The organism is Bacteroidales bacterium (genome assembly GCA_014860575.1).
Lineage (GTDB): Bacteria > Bacteroidota > Bacteroidia > Bacteroidales > JAAYJT01 > JAAYJT01.
Genome location: JACZJK010000042.1, coordinates 92,311 through 111,112, shown reverse-complemented (window position 1 = coordinate 111,112; position 18,802 = coordinate 92,311). Strand labels below are relative to the sequence as shown.

The following is an 18,802-nucleotide window of genomic DNA, read 5'->3' as shown; positions in this document are numbered from 1 at the left end:
AGATGAATAATATTACAATAATGGTATTACTAATTTTGTTACTTGCTTCAAGCTCCTGCGAAAAACCTTTCAAAGGCTATAAATTTGAACGAGGTAGCCTGCCGGAAACACCTGTAAATCTGTCTGATTTTAATACAGCGTATGATGATTATAACTCCACAGCTCCCAGTTTAGGTTTCTTACTTCCATTTTGCTTTTCAACAAATAGAAATAGCCAGGGAAATGAGTTTGACATTATTTACCAACCCATGAATGTAAATTTTGATAAAACAACAGGAATTTTAAAAGTTACAAATGAATACGATAATTGGGGAATATATATGAATGATTATGAAATCATTAAAACGGGTCTTACGAAAATTACCACCACCGGAAATGAGTTTGGGCCAAACCTTATACCTGCTTACAGTTCAAATAAGTATAATTTCACTTTATTGTATTCTACAGACATAACAGGAAATTCACAAATCAACTTTACTTCAAATAAAACTGATGAAAATTTCTCAGAACCCGAAGAAGTTTCGTTTCTAAACTCTGAATTTGAAGATATGTATCCCGCTTTCAATTCCGGACGGACTAAGCTAAATTTTTGCTCAAACAGAAATGGAGCACGTTTTGACTTCTATTTTGTGAATGTGAACCCTGAAACAGACATTGAACTATTGCTATCGGAAAATTTAAGCTACGAAATTTTCAGGGATACAGTTTTATCAAGCAGTTCAGATGATAAATGTCCGTTTTTCTTTGAGGATAAAATGGTTTTTGCATCAAACCGGGAAGGTGGTTATGGGGGTTATGATTTGTATTATAGCATCCTGGGAAATGGAATATGGTGCGAACCTATAAATTTCGGAGAAACGATCAATACAGAATTTGATGAGTTTAGGCCTGTCCTGATTGATGAAGGTGTTTCTCAGACCCAAACAATGATGGTGTTCTCGTCAAACAGGCCGGGCGGATTAGGAGGGTTTGACTTGTATTTTGTCGGAATTGCAAAGGAATAATATTGTCCAATAACAGAAAAAACATTGGAGAGCGCCTAAGAATGTTCAAAACACTTCTGTAATTGGACACATGCGTGTTTCTTGTTCATTTTTCAAGATTGTATTTTGCATCTGTCCAATAATTCAAAATAAATGAGCCTATCTTTGAACTTGAAAAACCAACAAAGTACTACGAACAATAAACAATGAGAAATAATTTATTTATCGCCTTTGAGGGCATTGACGGAAGTGGGAAAAGCTTGCAGGTGAAACTACTGGCTGAGAGTTTGATAAAAGCCGGTCATAAAGTCTATTCCACTTTTGAACCTACAGATAGTCCAATCGGTTCCATCATCCGAAACATCTTCCAGCATAAAATAGAGGCCGACCACCGTGTAATTGCAGGCCTTTTTGTCGCCGACAGGCTAAACCATTTGCTAAACAAAACTGACGGAATTTTGAAAATGCTGGAAGAAGGTTACACCGTTATTACCGACCGGTATTATTTTTCTTCCTATGCTTACCAGGGAATACACATGCCGCTTAACTGGGTAATTGAAGCCAATTCATTAAGCGCTGACCTGCTTCGTCCTGATTTAAACATCTATATTGACATTTCACCCGAAATCAGCATGCAGCGATTAAATAGCGGTAGAAACTCAATCGAACTTTACGAAACAATGGATAATCTCAGAAATGTAAGAAACAAATATTCAGAAGTGTTTGAGCTACTCAGGAATAAAGAACGGATTTTTGTAACAGATGGCAACCGGGCGCCAGAAGCAATAGCATCGGATATTTGGAATGCAATTTCTCAGATTGCTACTCCATAATCATACAGACTTTTTGCTTAATTTTAACCTCCCCTTTTTTGGACCATGAGAAAGCTTGTCCATTTAATCAATTACCTTGATTATTTGCGGAAATCAAAGTCCGCTCATGGCATTCATTCGCCTTTTGTGTACCAGTTTATTACAGAAGTACTGCATGATAAAACTTATTTCGCCGGATATGAATTGGTAAAAAACGCCAGAAACCGTTTTCGCCGTTCAAAGCAATTGATTGAGATAACTGATTTCGGAGCTTTTGCAGGAAAGCACCGTTTTAAGACCCGCTTCCGAAGGGTAGGTCAAATTGCCGGAGGTTCCGGTGTGCCGGCCCGTATGGGTGAATTACTTTTTAGAATTGTCAGGCATTACAAACCAGAAAATATAATTGAGTTGGGAACCTCGCTGGGGATCAGCACCATGTACTTATCGCTTGCAAACCCCGATGCAAGGATCACAACCATCGAAGGATGTGCCACCACCGCCGAAATTGCCCAAAAGAATTTCAAGGATCACCAACTTGAAAATATTGAACTGCGATGCGGGGAGTTTCGCCATATGCTCGATCATGTTGTTAAGGAAATGCCCCGGCTCGATTTTGCCTTTATTGATGGAAATCATCGCAAAGAACCAACCTTGCATTATTTCAATGCTTGCCTTGAGAAATCGCATAACGGTACTATCCTGGTTTTTGATGACATTTACTGGTCGAAAGGAATGAAGCAAGCCTGGACGAAAATTAAAGCCCATCCGCAGGTCAGTGTGAGCATTGATCTTTTCAGGTTCGGTATTGTTTTTTTCAGGGAAGAGTTGAGTAAGGAGAACTTTGTGATAAGATAATGGGATCGAAAGTCCGAAGTCGGAAGTCAGAAGTCGGTAGGTAGGAGGCAGGCAGTAGGAGGATGGCTTGTTTAATTCCTGTTTCGAACCGGCAACTATAAAAGTTTAGTATTTTTGCTTGTAAAACAAATTGAACACAATGAACCAGGAAGTCATCCAACTCAATGATATTGTAAGAAACTATCACGTAGGAGCCGAAACAGTAAGGGCTTTGCGGGGAATCAACCTGAGTATTAAAAGAAACGAATTTGTTGCGCTGATGGGGCCTTCGGGTTCAGGCAAGTCAACACTGATGAATATTTTAGGTTGCCTCGACACACCCACTTCAGGGCAGTACTTTCTCAATGGAAAAGATGTTAGCAAACTGGATGACAATCACCTGGCCGAGATCAGAAACAAGGAAATTGGTTTTGTTTTCCAAACCTTTAACCTGCTTCCCCGAAGTACTGCGCTTGAAAACGTGATCCTCCCGCAAATCTACGCGGGAATCAGCAAAGCGCAACGCACCGAAAGGGCAACACAGGTGATGACTTCCGTTGGCCTGGCCGACCGCACCCACCACAAACCAAATGAGCTATCCGGAGGACAGCGCCAGCGTGTGGCCATTGCCCGTGCGTTGGTAAACAATCCATCTATTATTCTTGCTGATGAGCCAACAGGAAATCTCGATTCCAAAACCACGGTGGAAATCATGAACCTGATACGGGACATTCATCGTGCAGGAAATACAATTATTGTGGTCACACACGAAGAAGATATAGCCCGCCACGCCCACCGCATTATCCGCTTGATTGATGGTGAAGTAGCCTCTGATGAAGTGAATCGTGAAGCACGAAGGATAAGCGAAGAAGAAAAGATCGCTGGGATATAAGGGTTCAAAGTAGCCAGGTGCTTGGAGCTTGGGGCTTGCGTAGCACTGAACAAAACAAACCGCATTCCGTTTCCAATGAACGTTAATAAATAACAACCAAAAAGTATGAGCCAGGAATGGAAAATCTATACTAAAACCGGCGACAAAGGTGAAACCTCATTGCTTGGCGGAACTCGTGTACCCAAATTCCACGATCGGATTGAAGCCTACGGAACACTCGACGAACTTAACTCATTCATCGGTTTGATCTGTGACGAAGGCGCCGATGCACATACACTCAACATCCTTCGTGAAGTGCAGGACCGCATTTTCACTGCCGAATCTATTCTGGCTGCCGACCCTGACAATCCACCGAAAGTAAAATTGCCTCAATTAAGCGATAGCGATGTGGTGCTTCTTGAGAAGGAAATTGACCTCATGAATGAAACACTTCCGGCGTTGAAATCGTTTATTCTTCCGGGCGGGCATCGCCTTTCATCATTGGCGCATATAGCACGTTGCGTATGCCGGCGTGCCGAGCGAATCACAATTAAACTCGACATGCAACATCCTGTTGAGCCTGTCGTTATCAGGTATCTTAACCGGCTATCTGATTACCTTTTTGTGCTCGCACGCAAGTTTATTTACGATCACAACGGCGAAGAAATTCAATGGAAGGCAAGGATTGAAGGCTAAGCTATTGATTTACTGTTTATATCAGATATTTAACAAAACACTTGATTTATTTGTTAAAAAAATTACTTTTGCAAAAAACTAACACCTAATTCCATAAATGTACTGGACCCTTGAATTGGCTTCAAAACTCGAAGATGCTCCCTGGCCTGCAACCAAGGAAGAACTGATTGATTTTGCAATCAGATCGGGTGCTCCGCCAGAAGTTATCGAAAACCTCAACGAAATTGAAGATGAGGGCGAAATTTACGAAAGCATCGAAGACATCTGGCCAGATTACCCAACAAAGGAAGATTTCTTTTTCCACGAAGACGAGTACTAACCTTTATTTGAAGCCGCCCGCAAGGCGGCTTCAACCATTTTTCCTTTACCTTTGCATGATTTTTAAAAAACAGGAATTATCCTGTAGTAAGCAATATCTTGAAATACAACAGGTTTTTTGAACCTATTCACATAAAGAACGTAGCATCATGGTTTCATTTTTCAGACAACTATTCAAAACAAAATCACAGCGTGACGTAAAAGCAGTTCTGCCACAACTTGCAAAAATCAAAGAAGCTTATGAAGTCATCAAAAACCTAAGCAATGATGAGCTCAGGTTAAAGACAGCAGAATTCAGAAAAACAATCCATGAATTCCTTTCAATTGAGGAAAACCGTATTGCAGAACTCAAGCTCAGGCTCGATACTGAATACGATATGGATGTGAATGAGAAGGAAAATCTTTATAAGGAACTTGATGAACTGGAGAAAACAAGCTACGAGAAAACCCAGGAAATTCTCAACAAGATTCTGCCGGAAGCCTTCGCGGTGATCAAAGAAACCGCTCGCAGGTTCAAGGAAAATGAATTGATTGAAGTAACAGCCAATGATTTTGACCGCAACCTTGCCACAACCCGCGCCCATGTTGAAGTGAAGAACGATAAGGCTTATTATCAGAATAGCTGGTCAGCTGGTGGAAATAAGATTACCTGGGACATGGTGCATTACGATGTTCAGCTTATCGGTGGTATGGTGCTGCACCAGGGGAAAATTGCCGAAATGGCAACCGGTGAAGGTAAAACCCTTGTGGCTACCCTTCCGGTTTACCTGAATGCGCTGCCCGGCAAAGGGGTTCACATAGTAACCGTAAACGATTACCTGGCACGCCGCGACTCGGAATGGATGGGCGTGTTGTTTGAGTTTCACGGACTCAGGGTTGATTGCATTGACAAGCACGAGCCCAACTCTCCCGCCCGCCGCAATGCATATCAGGCCGAAATTACTTACGGAACCAATAATGAATTTGGTTTCGATTACCTGCGCGATAATATGGCCAGGAACGTGGACGACCTGGTGCAGCGCAAACATAATTATTCAATTGTTGATGAGGTTGACTCGGTCTTAATTGATGATGCACGTACGCCATTGATTATTTCCGGCCCAACAGCCATGGGCGAAAAACAGGAATTTGAAGCCTTCAAATCAGAGGTTCAGAAACTTTACAATGCCCAAAGGCAGTTGGTTACAAAAATGCTGGCCGATGCAAAGTCAATCCTTGAGAACCCGGTACCAACTCCTGAAAATGAGAAGCATGGCGGGGAACTGCTGCTGCGAAGCCACCACGGCTTACCAAAGAACAAAGCGCTGATAAAGTTTTTAAGTGAACCGGGCATGAAAGCTCTGATGCAGAAAACCGAAAATTTCTACATGCAGGAGCAGTCAAAACACATGCACATCATTGATGATGAGCTGTATTTTGTGATCGAAGAAAAAAACAACTCGGTGCAGTTAACTGAAAAAGGCATTGATCTGATCACAACGGTGTATGAAGATCCTAACTTCTACATCATTCCCGATATGGGCGCCGCCGTTGCCGAAATTGAGAAAATGACAATCAGCGATAAAGAAAAGATTGAAAAGAAGAATGAATTATTGCAGGACTTTTCAATAAAATCAGAACGCTTGCACACCATCAATCAACTGTTGAAGGCTTATACGCTGTTTGAAAAAGATGTAGAATATGTTGTGATGGATAACAAGGTGAAGATCGTTGATGAGCAAACCGGCCGTATTCTCGAAGGCAGGCGTTATTCTGATGGATTGCACCAGGCAATTGAAGCCAAGGAAAATGTTAAGGTTGAGGCTGCAACGCAAACCTACGCTACCGTTACCCTGCAGAATTATTTCAGGATGTATAAAAAGCTGGCTGGTATGACAGGTACTGCTGAAACTGAAGCCGGTGAGCTCTGGAACATCTATAAGCTGGATGTGGTGGTGATCCCAACCAACAAACCCATTACCCGCGACGACCGCGAAGACCTTGTTTACAAAACAAAACGCGAGAAGTTCAATGCCGTAATTGATGAAATTGAAGCGCTGGTGAATAAAGGCAGACCGGTGCTGGTAGGTACAACATCGGTTGAGACCTCTGAGTTGCTGAGTCGCATGCTTCAGCGCAAAACCATCAGGCACAATGTGCTGAACGCAAAACTTCACCAAAAGGAAGCGGACATTGTTCTTGAAGCCGGTAAAGCTGGAACCGTTACCATTGCTACCAATATGGCAGGCCGTGGAACTGACATCAAGCTGGGACCTGGTGTTAAAGATGCCGGTGGGTTGGCCATCATTGGAACCGAAAGACATGAGTCGCGTCGTGTTGACCGGCAGTTGCGCGGACGTGCCGGACGTCAGGGCGACCCCGGAAGTTCACAGTTCTTCGTTTCGCTTGACGATGATCTGATGCGCATGTTTGGTTCGGACAGGATTGCACGAATAATGGACCGTATGGGTGTGGAAGAAGGTGAAATGATCCAGCACTCCATGATTACCAAGTCCATTGAAAGGGCGCAGAAAAAGGTGGAGGAAAACAATTTTGGTGTTCGCAAGAGGCTGCTGGAATACGACGATGTAATGAACACCCAGCGCGAGGTGATTTACGGAAAACGACGCAACGCTTTGTTTGGCGAACGCCTTGCCATTGATATCTCCAACATGACCTTCGACCTCTGCGAACAGATTGTTGGTGATTACCAGGACAACCGCGACTATACAGGTTTCAGCATGGAAATCCTGAAAACCCTGGCGCTTGAAAACCCAATCAGCGAAAAGGAATTTCTGGCAGCAAATCAGGCTGTTATCACACAGAAGTTATTTGAAGCCGCATCAAAGAACTACAAGGACAAATCGCATTTTATCGCCGAGAAAACCTTCCCGATCATCAAGGATGTGTTTGAACGGGAAACCCGGTACGAGAATATTGCGATACCCATTACCGATGGTATCAAAACCATGCAGGTTGTTACGAACCTTAAAAAAGCCTATGATGATCATGGCCGCGAAGTAATGGTATCCGTTGAAAAAGGGATCACACTGGCCATGATTGACGATTCGTGGAAAGACCACCTGCGCGAAATGGACGAGCTGAAACAAAGCGTACAATCAGCCACCTACGAACAAAAAGACCCCTTGCTAATCTATAAGTTTGAATCTTTTGAGCTATTTAAAACGCTCATGCAGAAAGTAAACCGCGAAATTGTTTCATTTTTGATCAAAGGCAAATTGCCACTTCAAAATGCCGATAATGTACGCGAAGCCAAAGCCCCGAAAGGAATTGACAACAGCAGGCTCAAAACCGAACGTACCGATATGCTTTCGCAGGCACACCGCACAAGTGAGCCACAGGTCACACAGCCGGTGAGGGTCGAAAAGAAGGTTGGCCGCAATGACCCCTGCCCCTGCGGCAGCGGAAAGAAGTTTAAACAATGCCATGGGAAAATGGCTTGATCCTGAATACTATTTCTCGTGTATACATCTCATTTTTATTAAATCAATCGCAGATGAAATATAAACGAATCTTGTTGAAATTTAGCGGCGAATCGCTGGCAGGAAATAACCAATATGGAATTGACGCTGCAAAACTGGAAGAGTATGCCACCGAAATTGCATCTGTTCATGCTATGGGAACCCAAATAGCCGTAGTGCTTGGCGGCGGAAATATATTCAGGGGTTTCCAGGGCAACACCACGGGCATTGACCGCGTACAAGGCGATTATATGGGCATGTTGGCTACAGTGATCAATAGTCTTGGCCTGAAGGAGGTTCTTGACAATATTGATATTCCATCGGTGGTAATGGGTGGGATTGCCATTGATCCGCTTTGCGAAAAAATCAGCCGCGAGCGAGCCATACAGAAACTTGAAGAAGGCAGAGTTGTAATCATCAGTGGGGGAACCGGCAATCCTTTTTTCACAACTGATTCGGCTGCGGCACTTCGCGCTGTTGAGATCAAGGCCGATGTGATCCTGAAAGGGACCAGGGTAGATGGCATTTATTCTGCCGATCCCGAAAAAGACCCCAATGCTGTGAAATATGACACCCTCAGCTTTGATGAAGCCATTGATAAACAATTAAGGGTCATGGATCTCACAGCATTTACGCTATGCCGCGAAAACAATATGCCTGTGGTGGTTTTCAATGCGAACCAAAAGGGCAACCTGAAGAAAATTATTGAGGGCGAAAACATAGGAACTTTCGTTTCTGCCTGAGCCGGGTGTGTTCACCGCGATGGCGCTCCCGATGGCTATCGGGAGACGCGAAGACACGTTCTTGTACATTTCGCTGCAATACTTTTATTGCCTGCAGCGAACCCGCTTCGTAAAAGGGAATTCCGCGTAGCGGATAAAGTATTGTAGATTATGGGTTTAGTATTTCTATTATTTTCTACGTAGTGGATAAACATTTGTAGCTACACAATAGTGCTTAACAATCTTGAACAGGAGTGTTTAGTCACTCCGGAAACATGAATAACACTTTCCTGCTTAGTGCCTATTTACAATTCCAGATCACAACTTGTCTGCTTTGAGCTAATCCTAACTTTATCCGTCAGACCGCTTTGAACGGTCTGACGGTCAGAAACAAGCCTTTTACGAATTGCTGAATGGCATTATGAAAATTCCTTAGTAATATTAAGTTGTTGTAGCTTGCTGAAATAATAGCTTCATTCCGAACAAAAAAAGGCTGCCTTGAATAAAGCAGCCTTCTGTAATTTCGTTTATACGCTTAGTATTCCCACAAATCCGTTTCCCAAAGGAACATCTGGTTCCTGATTCTTTCGGCTTCGAGCAATGCATCCAGGCCGATGGCATAATCGCTGATCTGGCGGTCGTACACATTGTCTTCCTTGTAGATATAGCTGGCAAACATGCGCTTGAGGAAAACATCATCATAACTTAGCCGGTGTGCGCTGTTGAACCTGTTGAAAACTTCGGCCTTGGCCAGCACGTTGCGGGCTTCTGGGAAATAAATCCAGAAAAGAGGCTCATAACCACGCAATTCGCCACGCTCATCATAGCTGTCGCGAACCGGGCAAATACCCAGTATTCTGGCTTCCATCATGGAACGTTGCTTGTCAAACACCCAGTCTTCTTTAACCCTGAACCGTTTCACATCCATCGCATTGAACCTGGTAATAACAACGGTATCATACCATTCGTAAGGCGGGTTCGGACGTTGGTAACGCATGGTGTCAGTGCGTTCGAGCCTGCGCATAATTTCGTGATAGGTGAGCGGCACAAGGAACTCATCCGTCGGACTTGAAGCATCATACGCTGTAATTGAGCCTTCTTTCAATGCATCCATCAGCACGGTAATCAGGTTTCTCCAACCGTTGTGCGGATATTCGGGATAATAGAATGGCTGGTTCATTCTTTCGCGCATATCTATCACCCTCCAGATGCGTTTCATCCACATTACATCGGCTTCACGGATGTGAGCATACGGAATAGGCCCGCGTTCAGGTGTGTGAATTTTATCGTAAACAGCATCGCGGGGCGGACTGTCGAGGATCTGAGCGAAAGCCTGGGTGCTAAAGGAAACACTGATTCCTATGATTGCCAGAGCCAGGATTAATCTTTTCATTGTTTGAATGTTTAATTGCGTTTATTTATAACTCAAAAACGATTATTGTATTGTGAGACTGATTGTTCCTAAACGGCGTGAACCACCATCCGGACCTCTTGCAACAATATCTTCGAGCCAGATTCTGTCGCCACGGCGGGCATTCTGAATATAGGTAATCATTTCTTCTGAAAGGCGGTTACCATTGGCCGGACGCTGGAAAATATCACCTGATCTAGTTGCCACAAAATTAAAAGTAGTAATCCTGAAATCGAGGTCAAATTCGAAATCGGCAGGCATGGTGGGAATGATAGCAGTTGCTGCGAGCAGGCGGCTCTTGTCAATATTTCCCCCATTGATACCGGCAATGGTAGCTGTAGGGTCGGGAACACGTTTTACACGAAACTCTGAAGATCCCATCTGCCGTCCTTCTGCCAATATACTGATCACTGCAGTGGGGGAAGTTTCGGGTACCGTTACGATCCATTCATTGCCAACCCTTTTAATCTCACCGGAGGATATCCGGGGTTGAATCTGGGAATCCGCCATACCTGAAACAGAGATAGAAACCGGGTTATCAACGCCCACGTAAAATACGTTCATCTTGGTTGCTGACACTGTAAGAGAAGGTTTTCCAACCATAAATTCGTGACTGAAAGGATAGGATTTCATTTGTCCGGTTGGATCTGGAACCTGGATTGTGCCTGCATAACGCTTCAGGCCTTCGCTGCTGGCAGGGAGTTCTATGAGTACCGCACCGTCTTTACCTGCGATCCGGCGGGCAGTGCGTAAATTTTGTTCGGTAACGCTTTCAGCGCCATCCACGAATAATACTTCTGGAGTACTTTTGGTATCGTAAGCTGCAACAAGGATTTCGGCCTGGTAAGTATCGCCAAGGAATACAAAGTTGCTTGACGGGATAACCTTTGCATCAATCTTGTCGAATTTATAGCTATCGGCATCAACAGCAGAATAGAGCAAACTGATAATATCATATTCGGCATTCTGAACCTCGTTGATCATCTTGTTAAGGATGGTAGTGTTGGCAGCAAGAATAGTGTGATAAAAGTTGTGCATTTCCCAGGAATTCCTGTTGCCGCTTTTATCATAGAACGGCCCTTCGGTGTCAAGGCCTATTTTGATTCTTTCGCGGTCAACGGGGTCAAGCACGTTCAGTACATTTTCGCGGTACTGCACGATGCGTTCTTTGATCTGTTCCGCCCGCTTTTCATTAATATAGAAAGTGGTGGTTGCGTCGTACTTATCTTTTGTTTTGGCTTCGCGCAGCGATAATGTTCTGGCTTGTTCAATATCAATTCTTTCAGAATAAGCAATTGCGGCAACAATCATCTCATTGAGATATTCAACAATTTCGTTCGACAAAGTTCTTACTTCCTGGGCTTTGCTGTAAAAGGGGCCAACCTTGGCAGGGTTAAGCTGGTTTTGTTTCTCAAAGGAATAATAAGTCGCTTCAATCTTTTCTGCAAAATTCTCGTTGGTAGCTTCCATGCTCTCATTCACCGTCACAAAAGCGTCCAGCACTTGAACTGACACATTGAGTGCCAGCAAGGCTGTGAGCACCAGGTACATCATGGCGATCATCTTTTGCCGCGGTGTCTCTTTATATCCAGCCATAATTCAGATTAGTTATTTTTTGTTAAACAAGATGATTTTTTGATCCCTGAATTATTTAGGGTTTACATTCATGGCTGTAAGCATATTGCCATAAACATTATTGAGAGCGGATATCTTTTTGGTAAGCGCATCAACCTCCTGCCTGTATTTGTTCATGTTTTCAGCGGTCATATCAACGTTTGAAACAAATTGATTTACCGTTCCCTGAAGTTTGCTACTAGTTTCAATTTGTTCGCTAAGCGATTTCAATTGGAGTTCATAAACCGTATTTAAAGCAGAAAGGTTTGTTGATATTTTCTTGAGCTGTGTATTGTAGTCGCTACCATCAATCTTGGTAAGGTCAAGCATTTCGGCTGATTTTGCAATCTGCTCAGCTGAATGTGTGTAATGTTGTGATAATTCATTTGCGGCAAGGGTAGCTTTCTTTACTGCCTGCGAAAACTCACCGGTAGCATTTATATCTCCCTTAATAGTGGCCGATGCTTCTACGTAAGCAGTTGTTAAATCTGCAGCTTTCCGGGAAGCATTGTTCATATTTGTTGCAAATTCTTTTGAAGCCAGACTGTTCTGTTCTAAAATTTCTGATGCCAATCCAGAAGTTTCGGTGAGCTTGTTCACCGATGCTGATGCACCTTTCATACTGCTGACGAATTCTTTGGAGGCTACGGCTGCAGTAGTTACATCAGCAAGATGTGTTGCATTGTCGCTGAATTTGCGCAATCCATCGCCAAGGCTTTGAATCAGTTCGGGCCCTATCTTGGCTTCATCAAGCATTTTATCAAGCTGCTGAGAGGCTGAGCCTTGTTTCGATGCCACTTTCATGGCTGGTTTCGGGCCGTCTTTGCCGTCATGATACATGTGAGCAAGTTCAGGGTGCACAAGGCTCCAGTCGGGTTCAACATGGGGTGGTTCGAACGCTGAGAAAAAGAATATTATTGCCTCGGTACCAAGTCCGACGATCAGCATAATGTCAGCATAAGGATAATGGTTGATTTTGAATAGTGCACCTAAAATTACCAATGCAGCTCCCCATCCATAAAGCTTCGACATGAAGTTTCTGAAGCCTTTGCTTCTTACAATGTTGTTCAGACCCATTTTGATTTGATGTTTAAATTAAAAATGATGTAGTTAAAAGAGTAGATCCTAATTATATATTCTTGACGCCCTTCTCGGGTTATCGCCTTGTTGACGGCCAAGGTAACTTTGTACATTGCGGAATCCAACGTAAGATTTCGCCGTATCCTGGTATTCGTAAGAGCGAGTGCTTGTGTTCAGGTAGTATGCAATATCTTTCCACGAACCGCCCCTGATTACCTTGCGCTTTAGCACCGGAGGATCGGTTTCGCTGGCGTTGTAGGTATAGGCAGGGTTCAGGTCCCAGGTAAAGTTATATGCTGCTTCATGGTAAGCATCGTTGGTCCACTCAGCCACGTTTCCGGCCATATCATAAAGTCCGAAATCATTGGGTGGATAATGGGCAACAATCAATGTGGTAAGACCGCCATCAACGGCATAATCGCCACGTAAAGGTTTGAAGTTGCCAAGGAAGCAACCCTGATCATTGCGGGAATAAGGCCCACCCCAGGGATAAGGGCTAAGGGTGTTTCCGCCACGTGCTGCCCATTCCCATTCAGCTTCGGTAGGAAGGCGGAAATCCATAACAGTAGCCTGACCACGGCCAACAAGATAAGCAGAGAGTAATTGTGTACGCCAGATGCTGAAAGCACGGGCTTGTTTCCAGTTCACACCTACCACAGGATAATGGTCGTAAGCCGGATGCCAGAAGTATTTTTCTGTCAAGGGATCGTTAAAAGCATAGGCGTAATCATGTATCCACACAAGGGTATCAGGAAAAACGTTGATTACTTCTTTGCGCACATATACCGAGCGGTCGCGCATTCCCTGTGGACGGTTCGCAAAAGCGCCGTCTTTTGAATCCCCTCCGGTATAGTCTTTTGAAGCGGCTGCGCGAAGATCAACCCAATAATACTCATAATAGAGTTTACGTGAGTCAATTTCCTTGAGGCGGAAATAGCGCTCGTTCTCAGGAAGAAACATGTCTTCGAGGATGGCCCGTTCTTCTTCTCCGTCCCATTCGATGTCCTGGTCCCAATTGATGCGTGGCGGGTCATATACTTCACCGGTCCTTCTGTCTTCTTCAATGAGATAAGTTTCCGGAAATGATTCGCCAAGAAGGTAACGGGCAATGGAGTCCCTCACCCAATGGACAAACTGGCGGTATTCGTTATTGGTAACTTCAGTCTCATCCATGAAAAATGCGGAAATGGAAACCGTTCGGGGTTGATGCACAAAAGCCCCAGTAATATCTTCATCACCTACGCCCATAGAGTAACTTCCCATTGGGATGTATGCCATTCCATAAGGGTCGGGCTGATAAAATTTGGTGCGTTTTTGAACTCCAACCAGTTCTCCTTTGCCGGCGCTTCCACAACTGCCAAGCAGGACAAGACTAAGAAAATAAATGGATAATCGTTTCATTGTTAAATCAATGTGTTCATTAAGCAGATTAACGGATATAGCATCTTATTATTATTTACCGCTCCTTTAAATTTGGCGGCCAAAGGTAAGTATTAATTATAAATGACGGGTATTGCGGTAACTTTTTCGTATTTGTTCTAACTCCAGCTTAAAACAATAATTGATCATTATTTCATGGCTGCCTGTTGCCCCAACGGCTGAAAGAGGTACATCGTAGGAATAGCCAATTCTTAATTCATTCAATGTTGCCCCTACTAATAGCACTATTGCATCCTGAGGCCTGTAGCTTAATCCGCCCCAAACCTTTTGGTTATACATGACAAGGGTATTAAAATCATATTGAATACTGGCTCCATCGGACTTTATAAATACCGAAGGCTGTAATTCGTAGGCCGAATTTCCTGCCAGCGTTAACTGGTATCCGCCCGATAAAAAATAATGCCTCCTGAAATTGTTAAATGCACCCGCGGCATTGCTGTATTCTTTGCTGCTTTCAAGCAATCTTGATGAGGAAAAACCAACATAATATTTTCCGGGCATTTGATAAAAGAGCCCAAAGTTCATATCAATCATCATAATGCTGGCCTCACCGCCGCCAAGGCTGTTAAGCCTCGGGTCAGTCTCATCAACAGCCTGAAATTTGCCTGCGTCCAGAACCGAATTGATAAAATTTACCTGTAAGCCTATTCCCAGCCGACCTTCACGCATTGTTCTATGATAAGAATAACCAAGGCGGACATCGTTGATTGTAAAAAATCCAAGATTTTCCTGCATCACACTTCCGCCAATTCCACCCCTTAATGCAGGCACGGTGCCATCAACGGTGATTAGATAAGATTCGGGTGAGACCCTTTCGCCTGTGGAGGTGTCCTTGAACCCAACCCACTGCTGTCTTGCAAGCCCTGTAGCGCAAATAGCATTGCTAAGCCCGGCAAAACCGGGATTTACGCCCATGTGGTTAAACATATTCTGGCTGAATTGTGGTTCCTGTTGCCCCTTGGTTTGCATTGCAAAAAAAGTGGTAAGCAAGAGTAAAATAATTTTACCAAAAAAGTGCATTCAAATGATCTTAATGTCAGAAATAGTCGGGCAATCAAAACAATAATCATCGCAATTAAAAGACATCAACTGTTTATCAAATAGTTGTAAACCGGCAACGACCACCATTTGTTTAAAACGGTGCAATAATACAATTTTTTTTTGCCTGCCCCTATTGATAACATTGAAATCTTAAGCGTTAACAGACTAAAATAACTCAATGAAGCTCCTTTTATTATGAGGATGGATTTATCCTGCATGATAAACTTCTAATTTTGCGGTCGCATTTAAATTTTTCAATCACCAATTCATTACAACATGTCCTTTATTTCACAGGAAAAACCCTTTTCCAGGCGTTGGCTGATCAATTATGGATTGATCGTCATTGGGTCCTTTATACTTGCAGCGGGATTCGTATTTTTTATCACTCCCTACAGGATTGTTCCCGGAGGTGTGTATGGGATCTCTATTGTGATCCATTTTATGACCAAGGGAATGTTTTCCTTTGCTCCGGATGGATTTCCTATTGGTTTAATGGGGCTGATTCTAAATATTCCACTCACAATCATTGGAATCAGGGTACTGGGACCAAAGTTTGGAGTTAAAACTGTGCTGGGTTTTGTGCTGACCTCAGCCTTCATGGATGGCTTAACTTACTGGCGGGGCGATTTGCCCTTGGTTGAAAACGATGCGCTACTTTCATCAATCTTTGGCGGAGTACTGATCGGGTTCGGGCTGGGGCTGATCTTTAAATCAAAAGCCAGCTCCGGAGGCAGCGATATTGTTGCTATGATCTTTAACAAGTACACCCGGCTGCCGGTGGGTCAACTTATCATTTATGTTGATTCCGTGATCGTTCTGGTGGGCCTGGCAGCCTTTGGCGATTGGAAAATTCCTTTGTATTCCTGGATCGTAATATTTATTACCGGCAAAGTAATTGATGTGGTCATGCAGGGCGTTAATTACGACAAAACGCTGTTTATTATTTCCGATAAATACGACGCCATCCGTGATAAAATCATCAATGACCTGGATCGCGGAGGCACATTCATTTCCGGGAAAGGTATGTTTAACGGCGCAGAAAAAACAATCATCTTCACAGTTGTGAACCGCCGTGAACTGGCCATGATCGAGGAGTTTATACATAAAACCGACCCCCGGGCATTCCTTACCGTGATGGATGCCAACGATATCATCGGGGAAGGCTTCAAATCGCTTGACGAGAAAGTAGCGGATTGAGGAGATCGGTGTTCGGCGTTCGAGGTTTGACGTTCCGGGTTCAAGGTTCCGGGTTCATAATTCGAATGTTCTATTGTTCAATTGTTCTATTGTTAGTTCAAGGTCGTGGTACCAGGTTTATAGGGTTTAGGAGTTTAGAGGTTTAGTTTGGTTTTAGGGTTCTTAACATGGTGCTCTGCGCTCCTCTTGTCTCTAGTGTCTTGGTTCTTGTGTCTTGGTTCTTGTCTCTTGTTTCTTGGCTCTTGATGAAAAACATTACTTTTGCATCCTGTAATCCTACGGAGCAAACGAACATCTCATGACCACAGAACCCGGGAAACTGCTGGCTACCATCAACACCCCTGCAGATTTGAGGCAATTGCCTGAAGATTTGCTTCCGGCATTATGCGATGAACTCAGGCAGTATATCATTGATGTGGTTTCGTTAAATCCGGGCCATCTGGGAGCCAGCCTTGGTGTAGTGGAACTTACCGTTGCCCTGCATCATGTTTTCAATACGCCGTTTGATCGCCTTATCTGGGACGTTGGCCACCAGGCTTATGCTCACAAAATTCTCACCGGCCGCCGCGATGTGTTTCATACCAACCGCTTATATAAAGGCATAAGCGGGTTTCCACGCATGAGCGAAAGCGAGTACGATGCTTTTGGAACTGGACATTCCTCCACCTCCATTTCCGCAGCGTTAGGTATGGCCATTGCATCGGATTTTTTGAAAGAACCCAGCCGCCAACATGTTGCCATTATCGGCGATGGATCCATGACCGGCGGAATGGCCCTGGAAGCGCTGAACAATGCCGGCGTTTCAAATACCAACCTGCTGGTAGTGCTCAACGACAACGGCATCGCCATTGATAAAAACGTGGGCGCTTTAAAAGAATATCTGACCGATATTGTTACTTCGCGGGCATATAACAAACTCAAAGACAAAGTCTGGCTGATGATGGGTGGCCGCGGTTCCTATGGCAAGAATTCCCGTGCCATTGTCAAACAAATAGGTAATGCCCTTAAAACTACCATTTTCAGGAAAAGCAATCTTTTTGAAGCTTTTAATTTTCGCTATTTCGGCCCCGTTGACGGGCATGATATCATCCGGCTAACCAACCTTTTGCGCGATTTAAAAAACATTCCCGGCCCAAAACTGCTGCATGTGATCACTAAAAAAGGCAAGGGCTTTGCCAATGCCGAAAAGGATCAGACCACTTATCATGCTCCAGGTTTGTATGACCGCAAAACCGGGATACTGATTGAACACCCATGTGCGAACCAACCCCCCAAATACCAGGTTGTGTTCGGAAAAACAATATTGGAACTGGCCGAAAAGAATGATAAAATTGTAGCCATCACCCCGGCCATGCCAACAGGCAGTTCGCTCACTTATATGATGGCAAAAATGCCCGAGCGTGTTTTTGATGTGGGCATCGCCGAGCAACACGCCGTTACTTTTTCGGCCGGGTTGGCTGCCGGAGGAATGATCCCCTTCTGTAACATTTACTCCAGTTTCATGCAGCGGGCTTACGACCAAGTGATTCATGATGTGGCGCTGCAAAACCTGCATGTGGTTTTCTGCCTCGACCGTGGGGGACTAGTGGGCGAAGACGGCGCCACCCACCACGGCGCTTACGATCTGGCTTATTTTCGTGCGATCCCAAACATGATCATTTCGGCTCCCATGAACGAGGAAGAACTGCGCAACCTTATGTTTACAGCACAGGAACACAACACAGGTCCCTTTGTGATCCGATATCCCAAAGGCCGTGGCGTGATGCTGCAATGGAAAACGCCTTTTAAAATACTTGAACCGGGCAAGGGCCGCAGGATGTGTGATGGCAACGAACTGGCCATCATTTCCATTGGGCATGTGGGGAATTACGTGCAGGAAGTGCGTGAAAAACTGCTGGCTGCCGGAATCAGCATCGCGCATTACGATATGCGTTTCCTGAAACCCATTGATGAAGAAATCCTGCATGAAGTGTTCCGCAAATTCAAACAAATTATTACCCTTGAAGACGGAACCATTGTTGGCGGATTGGGAAGTGCAGTACTGGAATTTATGGCCGCCCACAATTACAAAGCTGCCGTAACCCGCCTGGGCATCCCCGATAAATTTATTGAGCAAGGCAGCGTGGAAGAGCTATATCACGAATGCGGGTATGATGCCGAAGGGATTTATAAAACCATTTTTTCGCTCTTGAACCTGAAACAGGAAAGCCTTGCAGTGACTAGCATTAATATTTGATTTAAGACCAAGGATCAATGAATAGCGATTTGCATAGTTTAAGAACACTTCTAACATCGTTAATCCTCGTTCCTCCTTCGGCGGAC

At 44.2% G+C, this 18,802-nt stretch carries 15 protein-coding genes; 10 read left to right on the top strand and 5 right to left on the bottom strand.

Annotation, left to right across the window (positions count from 1 at the left end; all coding sequences use genetic code 11):
* Nucleotides 1-2: 2 nt before the first annotated feature.
* From IH597_11650 to IH597_11615, 8 genes are all read left to right on the top strand, one after another.
* Nucleotides 3-1,004: a PD40 domain-containing protein gene (locus tag IH597_11650; GenBank protein MBE0663108.1), complete on the top strand. Its 1,002-nt coding sequence runs from the start codon at nt 3-5 to the stop codon at nt 1,002-1,004.
* A gap of 185 nt (nt 1,005-1,189) precedes the next feature.
* Entirely contained in the window at nt 1,190-1,816 is a 627-nt protein-coding gene (gene tmk, locus IH597_11645) for a dTMP kinase (protein ID MBE0663107.1), read from the top strand.
* Between the two features lie 45 nt (nt 1,817-1,861).
* The gene (locus IH597_11640) at nt 1,862-2,650 is read left to right on the top strand and encodes a class I SAM-dependent methyltransferase (protein ID MBE0663106.1); all 789 of its coding nucleotides are present in this window, start codon (nt 1,862-1,864) and stop codon (nt 2,648-2,650) included.
* Nucleotides 2,651-2,789: 139 nt separating this feature from the next.
* Nucleotides 2,790-3,521 (top strand): ABC transporter ATP-binding protein, encoded by a 732-nt coding sequence (locus IH597_11635; protein ID MBE0663105.1) that lies wholly within the window; start codon nt 2,790-2,792, stop codon nt 3,519-3,521.
* Nucleotides 3,522-3,626: 105 nt separating this feature from the next.
* On the top strand, nt 3,627-4,196 hold the full coding sequence (locus IH597_11630) for a cob(I)yrinic acid a,c-diamide adenosyltransferase (protein ID MBE0663104.1): 570 nt from the start codon (nt 3,627-3,629) through the stop codon (nt 4,194-4,196).
* A gap of 97 nt (nt 4,197-4,293) precedes the next feature.
* Nucleotides 4,294-4,515, top strand: a complete 222-nt coding sequence (locus IH597_11625) for a DUF2795 domain-containing protein (GenBank protein MBE0663103.1) — start codon at nt 4,294-4,296, stop codon at nt 4,513-4,515.
* A 148-nt stretch (nt 4,516-4,663) separates the two neighbouring features.
* On the top strand, nt 4,664-7,957 hold the full coding sequence (gene secA / locus IH597_11620; GenBank protein ID MBE0663102.1) for a preprotein translocase subunit SecA: 3,294 nt from the start codon (nt 4,664-4,666) through the stop codon (nt 7,955-7,957).
* Nucleotides 7,958-8,010: 53 nt separating this feature from the next.
* Nucleotides 8,011-8,718, top strand: coding sequence for a UMP kinase (locus tag IH597_11615; protein ID MBE0663101.1), 708 nt, complete (start codon nt 8,011-8,013; stop codon nt 8,716-8,718).
* Between the two features lie 514 nt (nt 8,719-9,232).
* Here the strand turns inward: IH597_11615 and gldN are convergent.
* From gldN to IH597_11590, 5 genes are all read right to left on the bottom strand, one after another.
* Complete coding sequence (gldN, locus tag IH597_11610; protein MBE0663100.1) at nt 9,233-10,090, bottom strand: gliding motility protein GldN; 858 nt, start codon at nt 10,088-10,090, stop codon at nt 9,233-9,235.
* Nucleotides 10,091-10,132: 42 nt separating this feature from the next.
* Nucleotides 10,133-11,704, bottom strand: coding sequence for a gliding motility protein GldM (gene gldM, locus IH597_11605; protein MBE0663099.1), 1,572 nt, complete (start codon nt 11,702-11,704; stop codon nt 10,133-10,135).
* Nucleotides 11,705-11,755: 51 nt separating this feature from the next.
* Entirely contained in the window at nt 11,756-12,799 is a 1,044-nt protein-coding gene (gldL, locus tag IH597_11600) for a gliding motility protein GldL (GenBank protein MBE0663098.1), read from the bottom strand.
* A 48-nt stretch (nt 12,800-12,847) separates the two neighbouring features.
* Entirely contained in the window at nt 12,848-14,203 is a 1,356-nt protein-coding gene (locus tag IH597_11595) for an SUMF1/EgtB/PvdO family nonheme iron enzyme (GenBank protein MBE0663097.1), read from the bottom strand.
* A gap of 96 nt (nt 14,204-14,299) precedes the next feature.
* Nucleotides 14,300-15,262 carry a type IX secretion system membrane protein PorP/SprF gene (locus tag IH597_11590; GenBank protein ID MBE0663096.1) on the bottom strand — a complete coding sequence of 321 codons (963 nt, stop codon included), beginning with the start codon at nt 15,260-15,262 and terminating at the stop codon, nt 14,300-14,302.
* A 297-nt stretch (nt 15,263-15,559) separates the two neighbouring features.
* On the opposite strand from IH597_11590, the gene IH597_11585 reads away from it, so the two are divergent.
* On the top strand, nt 15,560-16,480 hold the full coding sequence (locus IH597_11585) for a YitT family protein (protein ID MBE0663095.1): 921 nt from the start codon (nt 15,560-15,562) through the stop codon (nt 16,478-16,480).
* A 298-nt stretch (nt 16,481-16,778) separates the two neighbouring features.
* Nucleotides 16,779-18,716 (top strand): 1-deoxy-D-xylulose-5-phosphate synthase, encoded by a 1,938-nt coding sequence (locus tag IH597_11580; protein MBE0663094.1) that lies wholly within the window; start codon nt 16,779-16,781, stop codon nt 18,714-18,716.
* Nucleotides 18,717-18,802 lie beyond the last annotated feature (86 nt).